This is a genomic window from Bacteroides muris (ex Fokt et al. 2023), assembly GCF_024704895.1.
Lineage (GTDB): Bacteria > Bacteroidota > Bacteroidia > Bacteroidales > Bacteroidaceae > Bacteroides > Bacteroides muris.
In genome coordinates this window covers 49,958-75,579 of sequence record NZ_JAMZEE010000009.1, presented here as the reverse complement: position 1 = coordinate 75,579, position 25,622 = coordinate 49,958, and the positions used below count along the sequence as shown (strand labels likewise).

General features: G+C 47.6%; 14 protein-coding genes. 5 read left to right on the top strand and 9 right to left on the bottom strand.

Annotation, left to right across the window (positions count from 1 at the left end; genetic code table 11):
- Positions 1-12: 12 nt before the first annotated feature.
- From M1B78_RS05455 to M1B78_RS05425, 7 genes are all read right to left on the bottom strand, one after another.
- On the bottom strand, positions 13-1,128 hold the full coding sequence (locus tag M1B78_RS05455; RefSeq protein WP_257940127.1) for a glycoside hydrolase family 88/105 protein: 1,116 nt from the start codon (positions 1,126-1,128) through the stop codon (positions 13-15).
- A 51-nt stretch (positions 1,129-1,179) separates the two neighbouring features.
- Positions 1,180-2,625, bottom strand: a complete 1,446-nt coding sequence (locus M1B78_RS05450) for an alpha-L-fucosidase (RefSeq protein ID WP_257940112.1) — start codon at positions 2,623-2,625, stop codon at positions 1,180-1,182.
- A gap of 88 nt (positions 2,626-2,713) precedes the next feature.
- Positions 2,714-6,742 (bottom strand): hybrid sensor histidine kinase/response regulator transcription factor, encoded by a 4,029-nt coding sequence (locus M1B78_RS05445; protein ID WP_257940111.1) that lies wholly within the window; start codon positions 6,740-6,742, stop codon positions 2,714-2,716.
- A 167-nt stretch (positions 6,743-6,909) separates the two neighbouring features.
- Complete coding sequence (locus M1B78_RS05440) at positions 6,910-8,475, bottom strand: arylsulfatase (protein ID WP_257940126.1); 1,566 nt, start codon at positions 8,473-8,475, stop codon at positions 6,910-6,912.
- 181 nt (positions 8,476-8,656) lie between these two features.
- Positions 8,657-10,093, bottom strand: coding sequence for a C10 family peptidase (locus M1B78_RS05435; RefSeq protein WP_257931244.1), 1,437 nt, complete (start codon positions 10,091-10,093; stop codon positions 8,657-8,659).
- A 218-nt stretch (positions 10,094-10,311) separates the two neighbouring features.
- Entirely contained in the window at positions 10,312-12,153 is a 1,842-nt protein-coding gene (locus tag M1B78_RS05430) for a RagB/SusD family nutrient uptake outer membrane protein (protein WP_257931243.1), read from the bottom strand.
- Positions 12,154-12,169: 16 nt separating this feature from the next.
- Positions 12,170-15,394, bottom strand: coding sequence for a SusC/RagA family TonB-linked outer membrane protein (locus M1B78_RS05425; protein WP_257940110.1), 3,225 nt, complete (start codon positions 15,392-15,394; stop codon positions 12,170-12,172).
- A 388-nt stretch (positions 15,395-15,782) separates the two neighbouring features.
- Between M1B78_RS05425 and M1B78_RS05420 the strand changes: the two genes are divergently transcribed.
- Positions 15,783-17,948, top strand: coding sequence for a polysaccharide lyase 8 family protein (locus M1B78_RS05420; RefSeq protein ID WP_257940109.1), 2,166 nt, complete (start codon positions 15,783-15,785; stop codon positions 17,946-17,948).
- A gap of 111 nt (positions 17,949-18,059) precedes the next feature.
- Complete coding sequence (locus M1B78_RS05415) at positions 18,060-18,638, top strand: FKBP-type peptidyl-prolyl cis-trans isomerase (RefSeq protein WP_257931240.1); 579 nt, start codon at positions 18,060-18,062, stop codon at positions 18,636-18,638.
- A 118-nt stretch (positions 18,639-18,756) separates the two neighbouring features.
- On the opposite strand, the gene M1B78_RS05410 is transcribed toward M1B78_RS05415, so the two are convergent.
- On the bottom strand, positions 18,757-20,037 hold the full coding sequence (locus M1B78_RS05410) for a serine dehydratase subunit alpha family protein (protein WP_257940108.1): 1,281 nt from the start codon (positions 20,035-20,037) through the stop codon (positions 18,757-18,759).
- Between the two features lie 136 nt (positions 20,038-20,173).
- Positions 20,174-21,370: a DUF4925 domain-containing protein gene (locus tag M1B78_RS05405; protein WP_257931238.1), complete on the bottom strand. Its 1,197-nt coding sequence runs from the start codon at positions 21,368-21,370 to the stop codon at positions 20,174-20,176.
- A 656-nt stretch (positions 21,371-22,026) separates the two neighbouring features.
- Here M1B78_RS05405 and aroC point away from each other — a divergent pair.
- Genes aroC through M1B78_RS05390 form a run of 3 tightly spaced genes read left to right on the top strand, consistent with a single transcriptional unit; the run spans position 22,027 to position 25,563 of the window.
- Positions 22,027-23,103: a chorismate synthase gene (aroC, locus tag M1B78_RS05400; RefSeq protein WP_257940107.1), complete on the top strand. Its 1,077-nt coding sequence runs from the start codon at positions 22,027-22,029 to the stop codon at positions 23,101-23,103.
- 9 nt (positions 23,104-23,112) lie between these two features.
- Complete coding sequence (locus M1B78_RS05395; protein WP_257940106.1) at positions 23,113-24,468, top strand: dipeptidase; 1,356 nt, start codon at positions 23,113-23,115, stop codon at positions 24,466-24,468.
- 15 nt (positions 24,469-24,483) lie between these two features.
- Positions 24,484-25,563 carry an anhydro-N-acetylmuramic acid kinase gene (locus M1B78_RS05390; RefSeq protein WP_257940105.1) on the top strand — a complete coding sequence of 360 codons (1,080 nt, stop codon included), beginning with the start codon at positions 24,484-24,486 and terminating at the stop codon, positions 25,561-25,563.
- The last annotated feature ends 59 nt before the right edge of the window (positions 25,564-25,622 follow it).

Sequence of the window (25,622 nt, the reverse complement as noted above, 5' to 3'; positions counted from 1 at the left end):
CAATGCTGTTCTTTACTTCTCCGACATTTTATAAATCTGGCATCCCGACAACAAGAATGCTCCTACTCCATATACTTCGGTCATGTCCCTCGTCACTTTGCGCGGGTCGGCACCGATAGGCTGCACATAGCCCAGTTTACCATCCGGCTCCACAGCATCAACCAATGCTTTCCATCCCTTCTTGATGACAGGCATGAATGCCTTCTTATCAAGCAGACCTTCATTCACACCATAGGCAAGAGCGTAAACAATGAAGCCCGTGGCGCTTGTTTCCGGAGAAGGATAAGATGAAGGGTCAAGCAAACTGGCGTGCCAATAACCATCCGGACTCTGCAAACCAGCCACACGAGTGGCCAATTCTACAAACAGTTCCTGATAGAAAGCTCGCGAAGACTCCTCTCTGGGAAGTGCCTGCAAAATCTCGGCCAGTCCTCCCAATACCCAACCGTTTCCACGTCCCCAAAACACTTTCTTGCCATTGGCTTCGCGTTTATCAAAATACCGACGGTCGCGGTAAAACAATCGTTCCTCCTTGTCATATAAATGGTCGTAGGTAGCCTTGTACTCCTTGTTCAAGAAATCCAGATAACGCTTGTCCTTGGTCAACGCATACAGTTTGGCATATACGGGGGGAGCCATAAACAATGCATCACACCAAGACCAACGATCCAGAGTTTCCAGTTTACCGTAATCCAGTGCCAGCGCTACTTCAGCCGGATTTTCCACTACCCAGTTGGCACGAGCCATTACGGGAGCAATCATCTTCTTATTGCCATATTTAGAATAAAGGTCGATAAAAGGCTGTCCTACGGCAATAAAGTCAGCATGATACATCCACTTCCCTACCTGGAAATGATTACGCTTTCCAATGCGGAGCAACCATTGGAAATAAGAGTCGTCAGCATCTTCCTTCTCTGTCAGTTCGGCCCAGTCCACCATGCCCATATACAAAGCTGCATGCGTCCAGTCCAAGTCGTCATGTTCCGCCCCTTTATTAGGATTGGCTATCTGCCAGTCGGCCACACGCTTCATTACGGATTTCACGGCAACCTTGTCAAAAACTCTCCAAGCATCCGCCTCTACTGCATACAGCAAGAAGAGAGATATTAAAAGAAACAACTTCCTCATCATAGAAAATATAAAAATTAAAAGTTAGAAATCATGTCTGCAAGCAACAAATCACGTCAACGCTTCGCGATACTTATCGGCAGCATTGGTGTTATCTTCTATTTGCAATTTGATGACAAAAGGGGCACCGGGATCTTTTGCAGGCATATCCACATTATATTCATTGCGAGCGGTTTCTTTCACACCAACTTCCTTGCCATTCAATACCACAGCTTTCGTTATCTTAACATCTTTCGGTGTTTTCACCACCAGATGCCTTGAATAGGGAGAATTGAAAACAACCATATATACTTCTTTGCCTTTACGGGTATAATACCCCCAAGCCTGCTTGTCCCAGCCCGCATAGTCGCAGCCATAGATGCACCCACCGTTGACGCTCATCCAGCGTCCGACGGCATCGGCCAGTTCTTTCTCCTCCGAACGAAAATCACCATCGGGTTGAGGACCGAAATTCACAACCATATTTCCACCCATGGAAACAGCATGTACAATGCGCTCGAGCACCTCCAAAGGAGTCTTGACATAACTCAAGGACCAGTCTTTGTGATATCCCCACTGATTCTCGGGCACCGTCATACATGCCTCCCAATCCCAGCGGGTCACCTTCAGGTCCTTCACCGGATCGGGCAAGCGACGCTCATAAGCAGACTCATAATCTCCCATCAGGTGTCCGTTACTGTCGAAATGGCGTTTGCCATAGTCATCGGCACGCAGACGGCTGTTGACCGTCACGCCCGGCAACATTTCTTTCAGCATCTGTTCTACATGAGCCGTCCACCAGCCGTTCTTCTTGATGCTGGCATCCCATGTACCGTCAAACCAGAAATCCTTCACCGTAGGATAACGAGTGGCAAGTTCTTTCAGCTGATTGTCCGTGAATTCCAGAAAGCGGGCAAAAGCAATCTCATCCTCTTCCGACTTGATGTCATACCGATAATCCGGATGACTCCAGTCCAATACCGAGAAATAGAAATGCACATCAATGCCTTCGTCATTGTAGGCTTTAACCATTTCTCCCAATATATCTTTTTTATAAGGTGTTTGTGCTACCGTATATTGTGTATATTTGCTTGGCCAGAGGCAGAACCCCTCATGGTGCTTCGTTGTAATCTTGACATACTTCACGCCCATCTTTTTCGCCATCTTCGCCCAAGCTTTCGGATTAAACCTCGTAGGATTCCATTGTTCCATGAGTTTAAGCCATTCGTCTGCCGGAACCTTGGCCCACGCTTTCAGCCATTCGGCGGCACCTCCATACATTTCTCCGTTCCATTCACCACCGGGAATGGCATAAAGCCCCCAATGGATGAAAGCTCCCAGACGATTGTCGCGAAATCTTTGCATATCCGCATCCTGACGTTTGCCCAGACGCCCGGCACCATACTTCAATGAAATCTCCTGCTCGGCAGGCAAAAGATGTGGTTGCACTTGGGCGGTCGCCGCTCCGGCTCCCGCCAACAATAAAAACAGAACAAATGGCCGTAAAATCTTTCTCATGCTATCAAGTTTAAAAGTCTTTGCAAAGGAAGCCCTTTCCGCTCTCAGCATCTTTCTCTATTCGCTATTTCTTTTATCCAAATTGCTCTTATCCCTTCTTTTTATGCTTATTAGCAAAGGACGTAGGCGTTTCGCCAAATACTTTTTTGAATGAGTTCGTAAAATAGGCCTGGCTCTCGATACCTACCTGAATCATAATCTCACGCATGGTCATGTTCTCTTCTATAATCAGTTTCGCCGCCTTGCGCAACCGACAATTCAGCACAAACTCCACGACCGATTTTCCTGTCAGGCTTTTCACTTTCGTATAAAGCTTGCTCCGGCTCATCATCAGTTCTTCCGCTATCAGGTTCACATCCATGTCCGACCTGTCCATGTGCCCGTCTATAAATGCCACCAGTTGCTTCAAGAACTTATTGTCTTGTTCATTGGTTGCCAGCTCACCGCTGTCCGCATAATAGTTTTTGGCATAATGCTCCTTCAGTTGCTGCCGATTTTTAAATACATTTTGTATCGAAAGCTTCAGATAAGTCAAGTCTATCGGTTTTTCAAAATAGAGGTCTGCACCGGAATCCGCTCCCTCAATCTTACTCTCCAGACTGGTCTTTGCCGTTAACAGAATCACCGGAATGTGCGAAGTATTCACATTACTTTTGATGTCATTGCATAAAGATACTCCGTCCTTGCGCGGCATCATGATATCGCTTATCACCAGATCGAACTCCAAATCTTCCATCAGTTTCAGTGCCTCGACACCGTCACCCGCCTGCATCACTTGGAATTCGTCCGACAAGGCTTCCGCAATGAGCACTCTCAAATCCGTGTTGTCCTCTACAATCAGGATTTTCCGGGCACTCGGAGGCACAGTCTCCGATTCCAGCTCCTTCGTGTCTTCCTGAGTTTCGCTTGCCTCAGGCAAGAATGCGGGGGATTCGGACATACCACCTGACTTCCGTCGGGCAAAATCCGACTCGCCGAACACACTGCTATCCATGGGAAGACAAACCACCATATCCGTCCCCTTCTCCCGTTCACTATAAATGGATACGCACCCTTTCTGCAACAACACCAGGCTTTTCACCAGCGCCAGCCCGATACCCGTTCCCAAATGCGAATCGGCATTCACGGTGTTCACCTTGTAGAATCTCTCGAACACGCTGCTAATCGACTCACCCGAAATGCCTACACCCGTGTCGCTCACCACGATGGAGAAAGCATCCTCCATGCAGTCGCCCACCTTGTAGTGCCCGGTCCACTGCGATGCAAACTTTTGGCCGCGTTTGGTCATCAACACGATATTCCCTCCGTCGCGCGTGTATTTGAAAGCATTGTTCAGCAAGTTCATCACGATTTTCTCCACCACATTCTTGTCCGCATACACCTCTGCTGGCAATGTGTCGTCACACTCTATCCTGAAACTGATTTTCCGCTCGGCAGCATAATCCATAAAATCGCCCGCAATACCTTTCACGAAGCTGTTCACGTCTATCTGCTCCAGTTCCAACTTCATCATCCCGTTCTCCACGGTTCGGAAGTCCATCAGTTCATTTACCAAATTCAACAGCCGTTGCACGTTTCCATTCAGTATACGGTAATAATACTCTTTCAGGCCCTCGCGCCTCAGTTTGTCCAAAGCGGCCATAATCAGCGACAGCGGAGTGCGGAAATCATGTGATATGTTGGTAAAGAAGCGCAACTGTGCCTGATGTATCTGTTCCTTCTTCTCCCGTTCCACATTTTCCTGATAGAGCATCATCTTCAAGCGCTTCTTCTCGGCATAATGCCTGAAAACCACATACGCCATGCCAAGCAATGCCAATGCATAACAGAAATAGGCAGGCACGCTTAGCCAAGGAGCCCTGCGCCTCACTACCTTGATGACTGTAGGTTCACCCCACACACCATCGTTGTTTGCAGCGCATACTTCAAAGAAATAGGTTCCTGCCCCCACTTTGGAGTACATCACCGTGCGCTGCCTTGCATCCACTGTAATCCAACCGTCGTTATATCCCTTCAGCCTATACCTGAACATGTTTTTCTCCGGAATCTGGTAATTATCCGCCGAAAATTCAAAACCGAAGTTCGATTCATCGTAATCCAACATGATGGTATGGAACGAGTCGCTCACGCCATACTTGGGATGGACCGGCTCATGATCCACAAAAAATTCCGATATGACTGCCCGCGGCTTGTAACGGTTATAGGATATACGTGCGGGGTCTACCACCGTAAACCCATTGGTACCTCCGAAATAGAGTTTGCCGTCCTTGCCCTTCAATACAGCCAACGGATAATATACCTGCCCTTGTGTATTCTCACGCTTATCGAACTTCATCAGGCGTTCACTTGCCGTATCATAACAACATAGCCCGTCGTCCGTTCCCATCCACACTTTGCCATCGCTGTAACAGATGCTGTAAATGGAATATACATCCCGCTGCAGTGCGTCTTTCATCGGAATGAATTCCAAGGTGTTGGTGTCGAACTTTATCAGACCGTTACCGATAGTCCCTATCCAGATATTCCCATTGTCGTCCAGACAGAAAGTGAACAGCCCCAAGTATTCGGAATCTCCCGGCTGCACTTTTCTTATCTCCCCGGTCTGCGTGTCAACCCGATAGAGCGCTTCGTTGCTGATGGCCCACAACGTCCGCTCGCCCTGCTTCAGAATATCAAACAGATAATCGTAATTTCCCACACTGTCCAGACTGATGTGCCTGAACTTCTTTTCCTTGAAAGAAAAATAAGAAATCCTCGGTGCCGGATACTGATAAGCTACCCACAGCCCCGAATCTCCTTCGAGTACCGTCTTGCGCACATCATTCACCAACAATTCTCCCGCCCCGTCGCGACCACGTTTATAATGGGCCGTTTCCCGGTGTCCGGCATCAAACACCTCAATACCGCCCCTGAACATCGAGACCCAAAGATTGCGCCGTCCGTCCATTATCAACGATTTAATGTTGTTGGACACCACGTTTTGTCCGTCCGCCAGCAATCGGAACTTGCCAGTCCGCTTGTCCATCCGGTTCACGCCTCCGCCTTCGGTACCTATCCACAGATAATCTTCGTCTTCGGCAAAGGCACTGACCGGTGCATAGTTCAGGCCGCTGCTTCCGGCAAGATAGGAACGAAAAGCATTTCCCTCTTCCATATCCACGTAGCAAAGCTTCCCCGAATAGGTTCCTATCCATACATTGCCTTGCCTGTCTTCATAAATCTTCCATACGGAATTGTTCGGCAGGCTGAAAGCATCTGTTGTCGAATGTTTGTATTCCATCATTGCGCCGGTGTCAGAATCGAAAATGTAGAGTCCTTCCATCGTACCCAGCCAGATTTTCCCTTTGCGGTCTACATAAAACTCCCTGAGTCCGTTTTCCTCACACCCGGTAAAGGCTTTGTAGTGTTCTTCTATCTCAAACGACGACAAATCAATCTTATAGAGTCCCTCTTTATCCACATACACCCACATTGTTCCCGCCCGCGCCCGCGCAAAGCGGATGTTTCCGCCCTTACCGGGCAGCCGCATGCAAAAGCCGAAGCGATTTTCCGCTTCGTTGTATCTGTATACCTGCCTATAGACGAACGTATATAAGTCTTTGTTGTGCACACAAAAGGTCGGATTAACATACGTCGCTTTCTTCCCGTCATATTCGGGTATCCTGATTTCACCGGTGATCGTGTCGGGCAATCCGTAGAGATTGTCCCTCCTCACCCAAAGCCTGTCCCTGCCGTCTATCTTCACCAAAGCGACGTTACCGAACACGCGCTCGAACTTATCCGATATCCTATCATGCCGATATAATCCGTTGTTGGTATTTACATAAAGGTTGCCTTTTGCATCCGAGTCCATACCAATGAATATCCATCGCTTCGTCGGAGCTATTTCTGCAAAACGAGGGTAATATTTCTTATACTTGTAGCCGTCGAAACGATATAACTCGTAGTCCATCATTACCCATACAAAACCATCCTTATCCTGCTCTATCGATTTGACTCCATCGTAATAAAAGCCCCCGTCGGGCGAGAGTGTCCTGAACTTATAATTTTCTGCGGCATTTACTGCCATCCATGCACAAAGAAAGAAACACAGTACGACCAAAGTTCTGTTTTTCATAATGATATTCTCCGATTAAATATAACAAGCCATTCAAATGCGGGACTAAAGGTAATAAAAATCATTGAATGCCATCCTATTTTGAAAAGAACAAAAAAAGCGGAAGGAATTTTCATTCGAAAATCTTCCGCTTAGACAAATCATACATACGTTGATTTTTTCTCTTTTCAGATGCCTGTATCTACCGGATTTTCATCGGGAAACAGCGGGCTGTAAAGCACCGTACGTTTCAGCACCTGCAACTGTCCGTCTTTCACGAACTCCTCACCGCGCTCCGTCAGATGCTTCACCATCTCGCCACGCATCTCACGCAATTTTGCAGCGTATTTCTTCTCTTTCGCCACGTCCTTTAATTCCTGCGGGTCTTTTGCCAGGTCGAACAGTTCCTCTTCGCCCGTATGGAAACGCCAGACATACTTGATTTTGCCATCGGTCAGCGCACACCAGTAATTATCGGGACTATAGCATGTGGAGTGCTCCAGGTCTATGTACTTGCGCCATCCGTCGTTTCCTCCTTTCACCAGTGCCGCCAGCGAACGACCGTCCATATCTTCCGGCACCTTGCCTCCTGCCATGTCCAGAAAAGTAGGCAATAAATCCCTCAGTTCTACCGGAGCCTCTATCTTGCCTCCCTTCTCAAAGCCGCACGCCGCAGGCCACTTCACGATGTAGGGCACATGCGCCGAACCCTCATAGGGATAGGTCTTGCGCCAGTGGTGATGGTCGCCCAGCATGTCTCCGTGGTCCGACACGTAACAGATAAGTGCGTTGTCGTACATGCCTTTCTCTTTCAGCGCCCGGACCACCTTTCCTATCTCTTCGTCCACAAACGTCACATTGGCATAGTAGTACCTGCGCGACTCCTTGGCATACTCCTCGCCGAAATTGCCGAAAGCGGCATCCTTCTCGGCCATAGCCACATCGCGAGGCGCGGCATACTCCTTGTCCTTGCACCATTCGCCTACGGCAGGTGCGGGCACGTCGCGTCCTTCGTACTGCTCCATCAGCCTTTGCGGCGGATCGTACGGGCTGTGCGGACGTGCGAAGGAAACTTTCAGGAAGAGCGGTTCACCGCTTCCCTTGTCATAGTTTCGTATCATCTCGCATGCCATCTGTCCGGTCCATGCCGTGGGGTGGAGCGCTTCGGGCAGGCGATACACCCCTCCTCCATGCGCATTCCATCCGATACCCGTAGCATCCGGATTCCTTCCGGGTGCCTGCATCTGGAACCACAGGCGGTAGTCGCTCACAAAGTCGTCGCTCTCCACACGTCCGCTCTCGTCCACCAGTGTGCCGTGGAAACCGTGCAGGGCTTTCTGCGGAAACCAGTGCATCTTGCCGATGCCGAAAGTGAAATAGCCCAACTCTTTCAGCATCGCAGGCATCTCGTAGCGGTAGCAACTGCCTACCCTGCCGTAGCCCAGCATGCCGTGGTGCCAGGGCGAGAATCCGGTGAGCAGTCCCGCACGTGCAGGTGTGCTGCTCGGTGTGGAGGAGTAGCCGTTCATAAAGAGGGTGCCGTCCTGTGCCAGCGCATCCATATTTGGGGTGACTACGGCATGGTTTCCCATACAGTTCATGGCATCACCCCGGTGCTGGTCGGCGACAATAAGGACGATGTGGGGCTTGTCCGCCTGCACATCGGCTTGCTTTGCGTTCTCTGCCTTGTTTTGAGCAGCCGCCGTTCCAGCAGCAGTCAGGAGCAGGCTGCTCCATAAAGTGTATTTTTCCATTGTATGATTACAGTTTTCTTTCTTATTCATAGCCCATAACTTTCATTTTCTTCCGGCAAAGAAGAATGTTTTATTTCGCACGGCAAAACTTTTCCCTTACTTTTTGATGTCAGTCCAATATAATCGCCACATGCACATTGTCTCTCTGCCCAAGGGGCATGCAAATGAAGAAAGCAAATCGTTACTTGAAAGGATATATATCTACAATGTCTTTACGGTCGGTAGAGAAATTATATGGTGAAGGATTCACTGCGTTCTCGTAGAAATATCCGTCTCCGGATCCTCCCCAGCCCCAGTTCATGTGATAGTAGGTATCACTTTTATCTACACACTTATAGTACACGCTTCGATAATAAAATTTCTTTTCATGATCCCAGACACCTCCATCAAGTGCCATTACATCGCAATAATATCTTCGCTCCGTCTCTTTATATCCGTCACAAACCCAAGCATGTCCGCCCTCATTCTGATCTACCCCTCTCATATAAACCGGTCTTTGTTGATTCAAACACCATTGCACACTCGAAGAACTATGCTTAATGATATTGCTTTTCATATATCCATACCCTTTTAAAGCACTACAAGCCTTATCTATATTTGAAGTAGAACTGCCCTCTTCATACTTCATCCCAACTTTCTCACCAACTTCTGCCAAAAATAAAGCCGTCATATCCGTAGCATAATTATAAGCCATTGCTCCCCAATTGTACAGCAACGGATATTCATGATATCGCATTATCTGCCCTACAGCCACAGCCACACATCCGGTATATCCATTGGAAACATGTGTAGCATATCCTCCTGTTTGATTCCATGTACTTTTCAATAAAGGATTCACTGCATTTGTTGAAGACTCTTCTTTTACCCTCAAATAAACAGTATGATAAATATCATCAAAGCGCTTATCTGCCTGCATATCCAAAGCATCTTTGATTTCTTCCATTTCATATGGAGTGAAATATTCTGAATCACCATCTACAAAATATGTATAAACCATATATCCCTCATCACTCCACCTCTGCAACGATTCCTCAATAAAGTTGCCTAATTGACTTGACAAATTAGGATCTACAGCCCGTGTTTGCACTCCTTGCTGCACCAGATTCACCCTTTCTTGTTCATCAAAGAACGCAGCCCAAGCTCTCGCATTCTGCCTACGCACACTATCAGGTGATGCTGCCACATTTTCCACCGCATATTGTTGTTCTTGCAGCCATACAGAAGTACCTCTTTCTTGCGACTTTGCTATATCGAATTTTCCCGTCTCGCTATAAGCCAGTATCGGCTGATACTCATTCGTTCCCGACAAAATCACATATCCTGCGTTTCCAGCGTAATTAACCACATACATCAGCACATCACCTTTCTCATTCTTCACCGGAACCACTTCTTCGATGGTCTTCTCTTCACCGCCCCTTGTCTGTGCGCCTTGCATATTTCCATACATACCGGCTACTTTCTTCACCACGTCTATAGTGACTTCATCAATCGGATTGGTTTTCGTTACAAGCACACCTGTCGATGCTACATTCTGTACGTAGTTCTCATCAATGGCATTTTCGCAGGAACACATCAGCATTCCCAATAAAAGCAGCAAAAAATAAAATTTGTTTTTCATACTATCTATTTAGAAATTAATAATATGGTTTACCAATACAATGTAAACCGTTAATTAAAAATAGAATTCAATCTAACACAGCCAAATCATCACGATACAAAATTGCAAGCTGTATTCTTTTTATTAGCACAATCGGGATTGCCTTAAAAGTTCATACCTTCAAAACAATCCCGATTCTCAACAGTTTATTCTAAATTACCAATTCATTTTTTATCTTATCAATTATCTCCCCAACCCGGATTCTGACCGATGGACGGATTCTTACTGATGACAGAAATGGGAATCGGACGCAAGTAATCCTTGGCAGGGTCAAATGAACGACGAGCTGTTGCATAGTTCGTGTTTTCGTAAACATCAATGTATTGCTTTCCATCAGCAGCCTTGAACACGAAAACCGGATTGTCTCCAGCATCTGCAGAACCGCCCTTTGTAATGCCTTCATAACGGGGATTAGCAAAGTCGGCATCCTCCAGACGAATACCCAATACACGTTCTTTCAGTTTGTCACCCCATGCCCAACGCATCAGGTCTTGGTAACGCAAGAACTCGAAGCTCAATTCAACGCGACGTTCACGACGGATTTCCACCAACAAGGCTGAAATGCCGTAACCTGCATATTTCGGATCCATTGCCGGATTCACCGTCAAGTGAGGCATACCTACACGGTCGCGCAATACGTTGATGGTCTTGTCGAGCACGGCTTGGTCACAAGCACCCAGTTCGGCCTTAGCCTCTGCATAGTTCAACAGCACTTCGGCATAGCGGAACAAGGGATAGTCGTGTGTCTCTTCATTGAAGCCCTTCTTATCCTGCTCACGAATGAAATATTTAATCGGGTGATAGCCCGTCAACGTAGGCCATACATTCATATTACCGATACGGGGGAAAATCTGCTTTGCATGATTCGTATCTTCAAACAGAGCTTTCGCAGCCTCGTTGCCCGGAGCAAGGAAAGTCTGGCTCAGACGAGGGTCACGGTTGGTGAACTCCTCTTCCGGAGTGTCGTTGCTGTAGTCGTGGCTCAACGCTACCGGTCTTGCCACACCGTCGGCATCCACACAAAGGAAGTCGTCCACAAAGTCCTTGGTTCCACCGTTACGCAGGTTAACGGTATAACCACACATACGATGACGCTTCAAACCGGATTCATACTTTCTATAAAAAATAGCCTCGCTGATGGTGCCCAAATCTTCGGTGGTAAACAAGGCTGTATAGTCCTTGGCAGGATTGCCCGTGTTGTAGATTTCATACCCCATACCCATCAACTCTTCGCAAGCACTGACACAAGCGTTCAGGAACTCAGCCTCATCGCCCAAGTTGTGATACTTACGGTAAGTACCCTCATACAAGCCGATACGGGCCTTCAATGCCAAAGCGGCACCTTTGGTCAAACGGTTGGCACCCCAATTTTCTGCCGGCAAATAGGCACAAGCGGCATTGATATCTTCCAACACCTGCTTCATCACCTCTTTGCGAGGAGTACGTTCACCATACAATTCGTCTTCATCGCTTGTTCCCAGCGGTCTAGTCACCAAAGGCACATCGCCATAATTCTGCACCATATACAAATAGAACCAGGCACGGAAGAAGAGCGCCTCGCCAGCATAACGGTTTCTCACCATTTCTGCCACTCCCGTAGCCCTTTCATAATTGGCCATAAAAACATTAATTCGACGCAGTAATCCCCAAATCCATCCAGCATAAGAAGGGTCATCATATTCCTCCGGCTTATTCTCGATTCCAGCAGCCACTGCACTTGCCCAAGTCTGAGAAGCATCCATTGTGGCAAAATTGTCGGACATAGCATCAAAGGTATAAGGTCCTGTCACCTTTACAGACCAAGCATCGTTATGAAATCCTACCATAAATTTGTAATTATAATTGTTTGCAGCTTCATTGTATATGCCGTTCGTATAGGCCTCCAAATCAGCAGCACTCTTCCAATAAGCCTCATCGTTCAAGTCATTGGTAGGAGTACGATCCAAGAAAGAATCGTTGCATGCAGTCATGGTCAGTGCGACCATACCTGCCATTATATATTTTCCTATTGTCTTTTTCATCACTAAGTTACTTTTTTTAGAATGTCAGATTAATACCAAATGAATAGGTTCTCATGAAAGGATAAAGCATCACACCGTTTCCACTGGCAGCCTCAGGGTCGTACGGGCCTTTCACCTTGGAGAATTCAAACAAGTTCTCGCCGCTCACATAAACAGAAGCGTTGGTCAAGAACACCTTGCTGATCCACTGCTTCGGCAAATTCCATCCAAAAGTCAGGTTCTTCATACGCAGATAAGCTGCATTCTGCAAATAGCGATCTGTCTTCACACCTCTATTGCGGTTGTCTGTAGCACGTGCAATCGGTAAGTAAGCATTCGGATTTTCCGGTGTCCACGAATCGTACACATGCCACTTCTGTGCATTGTAATACTGCGTTGCCGCCGGCCAGAAAGCCTCATCGCCCGGCCAGAAATCACGCTTGCCCACACCTTGCATAAACATATTCAGATAGAAATCCTTGTAAGTAAAGTTGGCAGTGATACCATACTGGTAGCGCGGAGTCGTATTACCGATAATGGCCTGGTCACCATGGTTGGCTAATGTATTGTCACCATAAGTGATTCCTTCCTTTCCATCCAAATCCTTGATTTTAATATCACCGGCTCCCCATTGCACATTCTTAATTGCAGATTGGTTATGCCAGTTAGCAGCCTCTTCATCGCTCTGGAACAATCCTTCCGTCTTGAATCCCCAAATGTCTCCAATCTTATAGCCTTCATACCAAGGTTTGTTACTAATGGCAATCGCTTTGGTAGGATTGTCAAATTTGGTCACTTCTGCCTGAGAATCGGACAAGACAAAACCCAGTTCATAGCCGAAATCTTTTCCAATGCGGTCTTTCCAACTGATAGTGAACTCCCAGCCGCGAGTCTTCAACTCTGCAGTATTGGCAGGAGGAGCATCCGTACCCAACAATTCCGGAAGAGTAGCCTTCACCAACATATCGGAAGTGGTACGTACATAGTAATCGAAGCTCGTATTCAAACGTTGGTTGAAGAAACTTGCATCCAAACCGAAATTCAGCGTAGAAACTTTCTCCCAAGTCAAATCCGCACTGACCAAATTTCCGGGATTGATCGTTGTGGCATATTCATTGCCGAACAACCAATACTGAGAAGTACCGTTACTCATAAAAGGAATATACGGATAGTACTTCGTATTTCCGCTCCAATCTCTGGAAGAAATCATCTGGTTACCCAAAATACCGTAAGTGGCACGAATTTTCAAGTTGTCCAGCCAAGAGCGTGTTCCCTGCATAAACGGCTCCTCGCTGATGCGCCATGCACCGGAGAAAGAGGGCAGGAATACAAAGCGACCGTCTGAAGGGAATCGGGAAGTACCGTCGTAACGTCCGTTCACCTCGAACAGGTAGCGATCGTTATAAATGTAGTTCACACGGAAGAAACCACCACGCAATGCCCATTCATAACCGTTTTGACCAACCGTATGAATGCCCGAGCCAAGGCTCAACGAAGGCAGATTTTCATTCAAGATATCATTACGCTGACCATTGAAAGTGGAATATTTGGTAAGTTCCTGATTGAAACCGATCATCACTTTCAGATAGTGCTTATCTGCGAATGTATTCTCATAGTCCGTATAAGCATTGAATGAATAGTAATTCTTATCTTCATTCGTCATCTTATAGAAATTAGTACCTGTACGACCGTAGGTCTCATTAAACGAGCCATCGAAAAACTTAATCGGCTTGGAATGCGATGAAGATTTCTTGTAATTGAGGTTGTAGCTAAAGTCCACATGTGCTTTCCATCCTTTCAGGATATCAAGGTCTGCACTGGCTGTCATCCAAACGTCATGTCGGTCATACTTCTGTCTTCCACCGTCTTTCAGCAAGGAATAAGCGTTGTTTTCCATATACATACCATCAAAACGATCCAGTTCAGGATAACGTGCATCTTTCTGCCACGGGGTGATGAAGTCGGTCGGAGTCGTATAGATTACTCGCTTCCAAACGTCTTTACCGTCATAAGTGAACGGTTTGTCCTGCGTGCTGTAGTTATACAAGGTCTTGAAACCGAGTTTCAACCATTTGGTGGTCTGGTTTTCCACGCTCACACGTGTGTTCAACTGCTTAAAGCTGTCGTCACCCACTTTGTACAAACCGCCCTGATCCAAGTAACCGACCGATGTATAGAAACGGGTCTTTTCGTTACCGCCGGAAATGTTCAAGTTGTGACGTTGCGTAGGAGCCGAATCCTTAATCATCATCTTCTTGAAATTGGAATAACCATAGTAGTACAACTGTCCGTCAATCACTTCATATTCAGGATTGTTTCTCGAGTCGGCCTCGTATGCCTTCATCTTGTCGATGGATTCTTGCTTGAACTTGGTAGAAGTACTACCATTCAAACAAGCCTGATTCATCCATTCGGCATATTGTGACTGGCTGGTAATGAATTCCGGCATGATGGACGGTTTGGCAAAAGAGAAGTTACCGCTATAGTTCACCGTCACCTTTTCGGCCTTCTGCGGGCTCTTGGTAGTGACCAATACCACACCGAACGCAGCACGCACACCATAAATAGCCGATGCGGCAGCATCTTTCAATACAGTTACGTTGGCAATGTCGTTGGGGTTCACCAGATCGAGGCTCATTTCCACACCATCTACCAGCACCAACGGGCTACCACCGTTGATAGAAGTAGTACCACGCACGTTCAAGGAAGCGGTCTGTCCCGGCTCACCGCTGGTATTCGTAATCTGCAAGTTAGGAATGGTACCCTGCAAGGCACTTGCCGTGTTGGTAATAGGTCTTGATTCAAGCACTTTAGAGTCAATCTGGCCAACGGCACCTGTCAAGTTCACTTTCTTCTGCGAACCGTAGCCCACTACCACCACTTCTTCCAAAGCCTTGGCCTCCTCGCTCAGCTTCACATTAAAAATAGTCTGTCCTGCCACTTTAATCTCCTGGGTCACATATCCGATGAAAGATACCTGCAATACAGCACCTTCGGGCACGTTTGTCAGCGTAAAGTTACCGTCGATATCGGTAATCACACCGTTGGTGGTTCCTTTCACCAATACATTGGCACCCGGCACCGGACCGAAGTTGTCCGTCACCACACCTTTCACGGTCTTGCCGGTCTGCGCCACAATCTGCACAGCATCCGAAAGATTTTCACTACCCACGGGAGCCGCCATCGCGCTTGCACCCGAAAGCGTGCAAAACGCAGCACAGAACAGCACCCTTCTTGAGAAATCAAAAGACACTTTTTTCATTTTCAATTAGATTAGTTAATAAATAATATATTATATAATGTATGTTTTTCATTTTGTCTTTTCCATTTCCAATTGTTAACTTTGCCAACAACGCCTTCCTGTTCACTTCCCGCCATTCACATCTTCCTTCATATTTAAGGCAAAATTAACGTTGCAAAATTACGCCTATTATAATACTACACTTTATCCTTTTTATCATTTCTTTTACTCAAATTCAGTAAAGCCATATAATTATCTATATACCAATATATTGAAAACAGGTTCAATATCAATTTCAAAGTACGATTCCCTACCGGATTCCCTTTCAATTATCAATAAAAGCCATACCTTTGCATACGCAGTCTTCACACGAATACACATTATATAATATATCATAAAAACAATTCAAATGAAAAACCGTATTCTAACCTTCGCAATCCTATTGCTTGCATGGCTTGCTACAAACAGCCAACTACGGGCGCAGCAACCGGCACCTGCCGACTCCTCCCAAAGAAACAACGAGTATCAAGTACTTATGGAAAAAATCAGACAAGACTTCGCTATCAATCCTCCGGCAAAAGAGATAGAAGAAGCACTGAAAACCTACAATGAAGCCGACGGCTCCTTCACCGACGTGGACTATGCGAGCATACAGCGTACAAACTGGCCGCCATTGCTGCACATAGACCGACTGTATGATTTCGCATTCGCTTATACTACTCCCGGAAACAGCTATTATGGAAACGAAGCTCTCTTTGACAAGATAGTGAAAGGGCTTGAATACTGGTACGACCGGAACCCGTGGTGCCATAACTGGTGGTACAACCAGATTGCCGAACCCCAACGCCTGGGCATCATGCTGATACAGCTGCGCACCGGCAAGAAACAGATTCCCGCCGAACTGGAAACCAAGACACTGGACCGAGTACGCAAGGACGGAGGCCATCCTGCCAAATGGACCGGAGCCAACCGCACAGACATTGCCCTGCACTGGATATACCGCGCCTGCCTTACCCAGAACGAAGAAGACCTCGCCCTGGCCCTCGACAATGTCTACAATCCCATTGTCTATACCACCAAAGAGGGATTCCAGCACGACAACTCTTACTTCCAGCACGGACGGCAGCTTTACATCGGCGGCTACGGCGACGAAATCCTGAAAGGCATCACCCAAGTGGCCATGTACACCCGCGGCACCCGTTTCGCCATTCCCGAAGAGAAGCTGGCACTGCTCAGCAAGTTCATGCGCGAAACCTATTATGCCACCATCCGGGGCCGTCACATGCTGTTCGACGTGCTGGGCCGTGGCGTGAGCCGTCCCAAAATCACCGACAAGTCGCAGACTGCACTCTTTGCCCGCCGCATGGCTCAACTGGACACCGCACACACTGACGAGTACAAGGCCATCATCACCCGCCTCGAAGGAAAAGAGAATGCCGACTATGCCCTCAGCCCGAAACATACGCACTACTACCGCGCCGACTATACCCTGCATGTACGCCCGCACTACACCTTTGACGTGCGCATGGTATCTACACGCACCGCACGCTGTGAATACGGCAACGGTGAGAACCTGAAGACTTACTTCATGTCCGACGGCTGCACCAACATCACTACTGCCGGTGACGAATACTTCAATATCTTCCCCGTATGGAACTGGACACGCATACCCGGTACCACCGCTCCCCAACTCTCTCCCATCCCCGTGGCTCCCAATGACTGGCAGATGCCCGGTAGTTCCACTTTCGCCGGCGGCGTGTCGGACAGCCTTTACGGTGTATCGGCCTACGCATACAGCGACACCCTGACCGGTGTGCACACGGCTGCCCGCAAGGCCTGGTTCTTCTTCGACAATGAAGTGGTGTGCCTCGGTACGGACATCCGCTCCACCGCCTCGGCCGAAGTGAATACTACCGTCAACCAATGTCTGACGGCAAAAGACAAGCAAGTGCTGGTGCGTTCCGGCAAAAGCGTTACGGCTCAGGAAGCATCCGTAGCCGGCTACCGTTCTCCGCAGTGGGTGCTCCACAAGGATGTGGCCTATCTCTTCCCGAACGGCGGGCAGATATCTGTATCCAAACAGACACAAAGCGGCACGTGGTATGACATCAACCATACTGCTCCTAAAGACACCGTACATCAGGACGTCTTCACTTTGAACTTCGACCACGGCATGCAGCCTTCGGGAGCCACATACGCCTACATCGTGGTACCCGGCAAGCACACTGCCGATGAAGTGGAGGAATACAGGAAGCACTGCCCCGTCAGCATCGTCAGCAATACCCCCGAAATGCAGGTGGTACGCAACAAGGAATTGAAGCTGTGGGGAATGGTGTTCTACACTGCAGGCACGTTCAAGCATAAAGAGCTTCAAATAACCGTAGACCATCCTTGCACACTCCTCGTCAAAGAAGACGGCAGCTTCCACATTGCCGACCCAGGCCAGACGCAGGAAGACATCCAAGTCAGCCTCCGCCTGCCAACGTCGAGCAAGAAGACGGCAACCGTTCATTGCTGTTTCAAGAATAGCGGCATTCAGGCAGGAGCTACCAAGGCGTATCGCGCCAAGTTCTGAAACAAGAATCTGAAACGAAATGGAGTTAAAAACCAGGCACACATTCACCAGTCACACAAAATATTCGTATCTTCGTCCACCAATAAATAAACAATTAATAAAATAAAGAGAATGGAAACAGTAGAAAACAAGTACATCACCGTAGCATACAAGCTATACACGATAGAAAACGGAGAAAAAGAATTCACCGAAGAAGCTCCCGCCGAACATCCCTTCCAGTTTATCTCCGGACTGGGACTGACGCTTGAGCCTTTTGAAGCGCAAATAAAAGATTTGCAAAGTGGTGACAAGTTCGATTTCATCATTCCTGCCGCCGAAGCATACGGTGAATATGATGAAGACCACGTCATCGACCTGCCCAAAGAGATTTTTGTCATCGACGGAAAATTCGACAGCGAACGCATCGTGGAAGGAGCGGTAGTTCCCTTGATGACCAATGAAGGACAACGCATAAACGGAAGCGTGGTAGAAGTGAAAGAAGATGTCGTGGTGATGGACATGAATCACCCGCTGGCAGGTTGCGACCTGAATTTTACGGGTGAAGTAGTGACAAACCGTCCTGCCACCAACGAAGAAGTGTCAGAACTGATACGCATGGCAAGCGGCGGTTGCGGTTGCGGCAGCTGTGGCGGCGGAGATTGCGGAGGCGGAGACTGCGGCGATGACTGCGGATGCGGAGGATGCCACTAATGACTCCCTGAAGACTGAATACAGTATCAGAACCTATTTCAAACATTCGACCCCTGCCACAGCAATGTGAAGCAGGGGTTATCATTTCAGAATAAAGATACCCTTATTTCATATCTTGTCATTTACTTGTCATGATTTCGAGCACAAGCTTGTCTGTTTCGTTCATGCCTTTGGAGCCTATCTTTGTCAGATTGCGGATACTCCGGTCCACATCCTTATCAATAATACCTTCCACGGAAGTTACACAACGGTTTTCCATGGCCATGATGGCCGAAAGCACTGCGGTGGAAACCCCGGTGGTGACTTTCAATGCACAACTGGGTTTGGCACCATCACAAATCATTCCGGTAAGATTGGCAATCATATTCTGAACTGCGTATGACACCTGCTCGTATGCACCGCCCATCAGCCAGGTTATACCGCAACTGGACCCCGTGGCAGCAACCACACAACCGCATAAGGCGGACAAACGTCCCAAACTCTGCTTGATATAAATCACTGTCAAATGGCTCAACATAAGGGCACGGACAATCTCTTCCTCCGATTTTCCATTTTCCTCGGCATAAATCAGGACCGGCAATGTAGCGGATATACCTTGGTTACCGCTGCCGGAATTACTCATCACCGGAATCATGGCACCTGCCATACGGGCGTCGCACGCACCCGAGGTATAAGAAAGGATATGTGAAAAGACACTGTCGCCCATCACACGATGTTCGTACGTGCCACGAAGGATTTTTCCCAGGCCATGCCCGTAATTGCCCTCGAAAGAACGCTCGGCGGCGGCCTTGTTCAGACGGGCAGTTTCGAGGATAAAACGGATTTCGTCCAGCGGGGCGGTCAATGCGAAGTCATAGACTTTACGGAGAGACAAATCCAAAGTATTCCCCTCTGCTTCCGTGCTTGCGACAGCTTGCTTATTCAACAACACTTCGCTGTTGCGCGCCACATATATAAAGGTGGTATGCCCACCGGCAATAATAGCGGTCGCCTTATCTCCTCCGGCCTCGCAACACACTTCTATATAGAGTTTCTCTTCTATATCGTTTTTTAAGGATATATGAATACGCTTTTCGTCAATAAAACGCTTTCCTGCCTCCACTGCTTCCGGCGTACTGTCTTTCAAGACTTCCAACTGATATTCGGACTTGCCTATCAAAGCGCCCAACGCCACGGCAATGGGCAGTCCAATCATTCCCGTACCCGGAATGCCTACGCCCATCGCATTCTTCAAGATATTGGCACTTAAAAGCACCGTTACTTTCTCCGGGCGCTTGTTCAATACTTCCGCAGCTTTCGCCACACATAACGCCACTGCAATAGGTTCTGTACAACCAATAGCAGGAATTACTTCACGCTTGACCAATGAGATGATTTGCTGTCGTTCTGTCTCCGTCATATCCGTCTTAATTATTTAATTATCGATACTGCAAATGTAGAAAAAAAACTAAAATAAAAAGAGACCGAACTCCTATTTTACAACAGAGTTCGGTCTCTTCAAGAAAAACACGGATGTATTATTTGAAACAGTTATCTCATTTCACAAAGTTCAATCCAAGTTCCATCTCATTTGTTTTGGCAAACACTTCCGGTGCTTGTTCCAATATAGCTTCTACAACACCTGCAAACATAGCGAAGTCCGGATTACTTGTAGCAGCTTCTTTAATGGCGGCTACAATTTCTTCATTCTCTAATAAAGACAACAGAATATCAATAAGTTTCGATCCCAACTCTTTGTCAATATAAACAGCCAGTTCATTGCCTTCTTCATTAACCGAATAGCCCAAAGGAATTCCGCTGGAAAGCATCGGAATCAATTCCATCAATTTGGGCAACACAACCGGAAGGACAGTTTCCATATCCAGCCCCTTGGTAGTCATTTTCTGCACAGCACCTATGATGGCATCCACATTCAAGTATAAATACAGTTTCTCATTTTTCACCGCATACTGTACCATATTCAACGGAGAATTCTGGAATTTTGGTGAAACTATATCGGCCACATCAGAATAAGAAGCTACAATATTGCCATCTTCCCTGAAAGTAACGCTCTGTAACAAACAAGACAATATCTCATTCACTCCCATCTTTTTGTCTCCTACCGGTATAATACCCATGGCAGACATCAAAGTGATAAACGCACCCGGTTGAAGTTCAACAGGCTGAGCACCAGGAAAAGGGAACAGAACTACAGAGAACGGTTTCTCCGAGTTCCAAACAACATGCAACGGATTTTTCTCCGCATAAGGGTCATAAGAGAAAAGATTCCATGTGTTTCCAGCCAACGCATTGTCACCGGCCAACTTTACTTCCAAGGCCAGATTCAATTTGCCTTTCTCTACAGCACCTTCATATTTCATGCTATAATTATCGGCAACATGTTCACCTGCAAAAGTATAGCCACTTTCTGCCGGTTGCAAAGCCGCTGAAAACGTAACCTTAGGTTCGCCCGGTATCACGCCCGGATTTACCAGTCCGGATGCCATAGTCTCTTTAGTCAACGCAATATCAGCACCCTCTAATGTAATGTCGGCACTTTTCCCATCTGCCGTATTGAAAGTGACCTTCTTTCCCAAAAGCACTTCACCACCATAAGTAAGTTCCAGCTCCGACGATACATAAGAAGCATTTACTTCCGGAAGTGACTTAACTTCATCGTCATCATCACTACAAGCCGTAAACAAACTCATTGAACAAATCAATGCAAACAAATAAAATAAATTCTTTTTCATACTTTTTTGAGTACTTGTTTAGTTAATAAAAGGCTTCCCTAGAAGCCATCAATTTCCTATTTTAAAATCAAGGGTGCAAAGTAACACCTTTTAAGGTTACAGTACAAGGTCTTTTCTAAAAAAAGGATGTTCTATTTTTAATGCTCTCCATATTTAAATGCAGCAACGGTGGTAGTATTAATCACGGCTCTTCATTTGAAGGGTTCATTCAAAAGAGTCAGAGAAATTATCGAGAATCGCTCCCTCTTCATTGTTGCTCTGCCAAAGAACGGCAATCCTGCCACAGGACATAAGTTTCCCGCCCAATAGACATTTGCAAAAAAGTTGCAAGATACATATAATAAAGTTCTTAAGTATTTGTTGTAAAAATGCCAAAGACATGTCGCAAGTTCTATCCCAAGCCTTGGGATAGACATGCCCAACCTTGGAACGCATATCCCCAACTTTGGGACACCTATCCGCAAGCTTGGTTTTCACTTCTTTATCGCATATGCCCTCAACTCCCTTAAATGAAAGCCATGCAGTCTTAATGCAAAAAAATGCTTTTCATTCAAACGAATCCCAAAAAAAGTTGTTACCTTTATAAAGTGAAAAGTATTTTCATAAGAGAGATATTGGCGCATGAGCCTCATATATAAACCTTTAAAGCATTTGATATGTTCAACTCATTTGGAAATATTCTCCGTCTTACCAGTTTTGGGGAATCGCACGGTAAGGGTGTGGGAGGAGTTATAGACGGATTCCCTGCAGGAATAGTCATTGATATGGATTTCGTCCAGGCAGAGCTCGACCGACGCCGCCCCGGACAGTCACGTATCACTACCGCCCGGAAAGAAGGTGATAAAGTGGAGTTCCTCTCCGGCATCTTCGAAGGAAAATCCACGGGCTGCCCCATAGGATTCATCGTGTGGAACCAAAACCAGCATTCCGACGATTACAATAATCTGAAAGAAGTCTATCGCCCTTCACATGCCGACTATACTTATAAGGTGAAATACGGCATCCGCGACCACCGGGGGGGAGGACGCTCATCCGCCCGTGAAACGATCTCGCGTGTAGTGGCGGGTACCCTGGCCAAATTGGCACTAAAACAGTTGGGCATACACATCACAGCGTACACCTCACAAGTAGGCCCCATCCGCCTTGAAGAAAACTATACCGCATACGATCTCGACCTGATAGAGACCAATCCGGTCCGCTGCCCCGACCCGGCGAAAGCGAAAGAAATGGAAGAACTCATCTTCAAGATAAAGGAAGAAGGAGATACCATCGGAGGAGTGGTGACCTGTGTCGTCAAAGGATGCCCCATCGGACTGGGACAACCCGTATTCGGCAAGCTCCATGCGGCACTCGGAGCAGCCATGCTCAGCATCAATGCAGCAAAAGCATTCGAGTATGGAGACGGTTTCAAGGGATTAAAGCAGAAAGGCTCGGAGCAGAATGATGTGTTCTACAACAATAACGGACGTATCGAGACCCGCACCAACCATTCGGGCGGTATACAAGGCGGAATCAGCAACGGACAAGACATCTATTTCCGCGTAGCCTTCAAACCCGTGGCAACCGTACTGATGGAACAACACACCGTGAACATTGACGGTGTAGACACCACCCTGAAAGCCCGCGGACGCCATGATCCGTGCGTGTTGCCACGCGCAGTACCCATCGTGGAAGCAATGACAGCAATGACATTGCTGGATTATTACCTGATTGACAGAACAACACAACTATAATATTCACCCATGGAAATAAAGAAATACATCACCGAGAACGAGCCTAAGATGCTGGAAGACTTGTTCAGCCTCATCCGTATTCCAAGCATCAGTGCCAAACCCGAACATCACGACGACATGCTTGCCTGCGCCGAACGTTGGGCACAGTTGTTGCTCGAAGCCGGAGCGGACGAAGCCCTCGTAATGCCCTCCAAAGGCAACCCGATTGTTTTCGGACAGAAAATCGTAGACCCGAACGCCAAGACCGTATTGGTATATGCACACTACGACGTGATGCCTGCCGAACCTCTGGAACTTTGGAACAGCAAACCGTTTGAACCCGAAATACGCGACGGACACATCTGGGCGCGTGGTGCAGATGATGACAAAGGGCAATCTTTCATACAAGTGAAAGCTTTTGAATACCTCGTACGCAACGGACTGCTGCAAACCAACGTAAAATTCATCTTCGAAGGAGAAGAAGAAATCGGTTCGCCCAGCTTAGAAAGCTTTTGCCAAGAGCACAAAGAGTTGCTGAAAGCAGACGTCATTCTGGTTTCGGACACCAGCATGCTTGGCGCCGACCTGCCTTCACTGACTACCGGGCTTCGCGGACTGGCCTATTGGGAAATAGAGGTGACCGGCCCCAACCGCGACCTGCACAGCGGTCACTTCGGCGGTGCCGTTGCCAACCCCATCAATGTGCTTTGCCAGATTATCAGCAAAGTAACGGATGCGGACGGACGTATTACTGTGCCGGGATTCTACGACGACGTGGAAGAAGTCCCTCAAGCCGAGCGCGACATGATAGCCCGCATTCCTTTCGACGAAGAGAAATACAAAAAGGCCATCAATGTAAAAGCACTTTTCGGAGAGAAAGGCTACAGTACGCTGGAACGCAACAGTTGCCGCCCTTCTTTCGATGTATGCGGCATCTGGGGCGGATATACGGGTGAAGGGTCCAAGACAGTGCTCCCATCCAAGGCATATGCCAAGGTGTCCTGCCGATTGGTTCCCCACCAAGACCACCATAAAATATCCAAACTGTTTGCCGACTACATCTTAGACATAGCACCGGATTCAGTGCAGGTAAGAGTCACTCCGATGCACGGAGGACAAGGATACGTATGTCCCATCACCCTGCCCGCCTACCAAGCCGCCGAAAAAGGTTTTGAAAAAGCCTTCGGAAAGAAACCGCTGGCAGTGCGCCGGGGTGGAAGTATTCCCATTATCTCCACCTTCGAACAAGTGCTGGGTATCAAAACCGTTCTGATGGGCTTCGGGCTCGAATCCAATGCCATACACTCACCCAATGAGAATATACCATTGGACATCTTCCGTAAAGGAATAGAAGCCGTTGTCGAATTCTACCTCAATTACAAATAAAATAAGAAAATCAGGATGAAAGACTTCCAAATTCAGGCTATCGGACTGATGTCCGGTACCTCCCTTGACGGGCTGGACGTATGTTGCTGCACTTTCCGGCGGCAAGCCGGAAAATGGTCTTTCCATATAGACTGTGCGAAAGGCTATAGCTATCCCGACGCCATGAAGCAGATATTGGGTACCGGTGCACAGACAATGAGTGCTTTGGAGTTCATCACTTTCCACAGCTCCTATGGAAAGTTTCTCGGTGAACGTGTCAACGAGTTCATGCAGGAATTTGGAGTCCGCCCCGATATTATAGCCTCTCACGGACATACTATCTTCCATGAGCCACATAAGAGAGTCATGTACCAGATAGGCGACGGAGCCGCCATTGCCGCCGAAACCCGTATACCTACCGTTTCGGATTTCCGGCGACTGGACATCATGCTGGGTGGGCAGGGTGCTCCACTCGTACCCATTGGCGACCGGTTGCTTTTTGCCGACTATAACTTTTGTTTGAATATCGGCGGCTTCTCCAACATTTCATTCGAGCAAGACGGACGGCGTATCGCTTTCGATATCAGCCCGGTGAATTACGTCATCAACCATTACTGCCGGCAAATAGGATTGGAGTTTGACCGCGACGGCAAGATAGCGCGGCAAGGAAACATCTGCCAGGAACTGCTGGACGAACTGAACGGAATGGACTTCTACCATCAGTCCGGACCGAAATCTTTGGGACGAGAGTGGGTGGAAACGCTGGTATATCCCATGCTCGAGCGTTATGGCCTGAGTTTGGAAGACATGCTTCGCACGTTCTATGAACATGCAGCCTGGCAAATATCGCGCGTCATCAGCATCCATCCGCTTCCCGGTGGCAACAGCAAACTGCTGATTACCGGTGGAGGGGCTTTCAATAAATTCCTGATAGAACGGATAGGAGCACTCTGCCCGTGCGAAATAGTCATTCCCGACCGACAAATCATAGAGTACAAGGAAGCCCTAATCTTCGCTTTCCTGGGTGCCCTCTATATAGCGGACGAACCCGGATGCCTCGCCTCGGTGACGGGAGCTACGACAGATAATATCGGGGGAATGCTGTTTAAAATATAGTCCATTTTACCATTATGGGAATATCCCAACTGGGGTGCATAGCAGAAAACGAACCATAA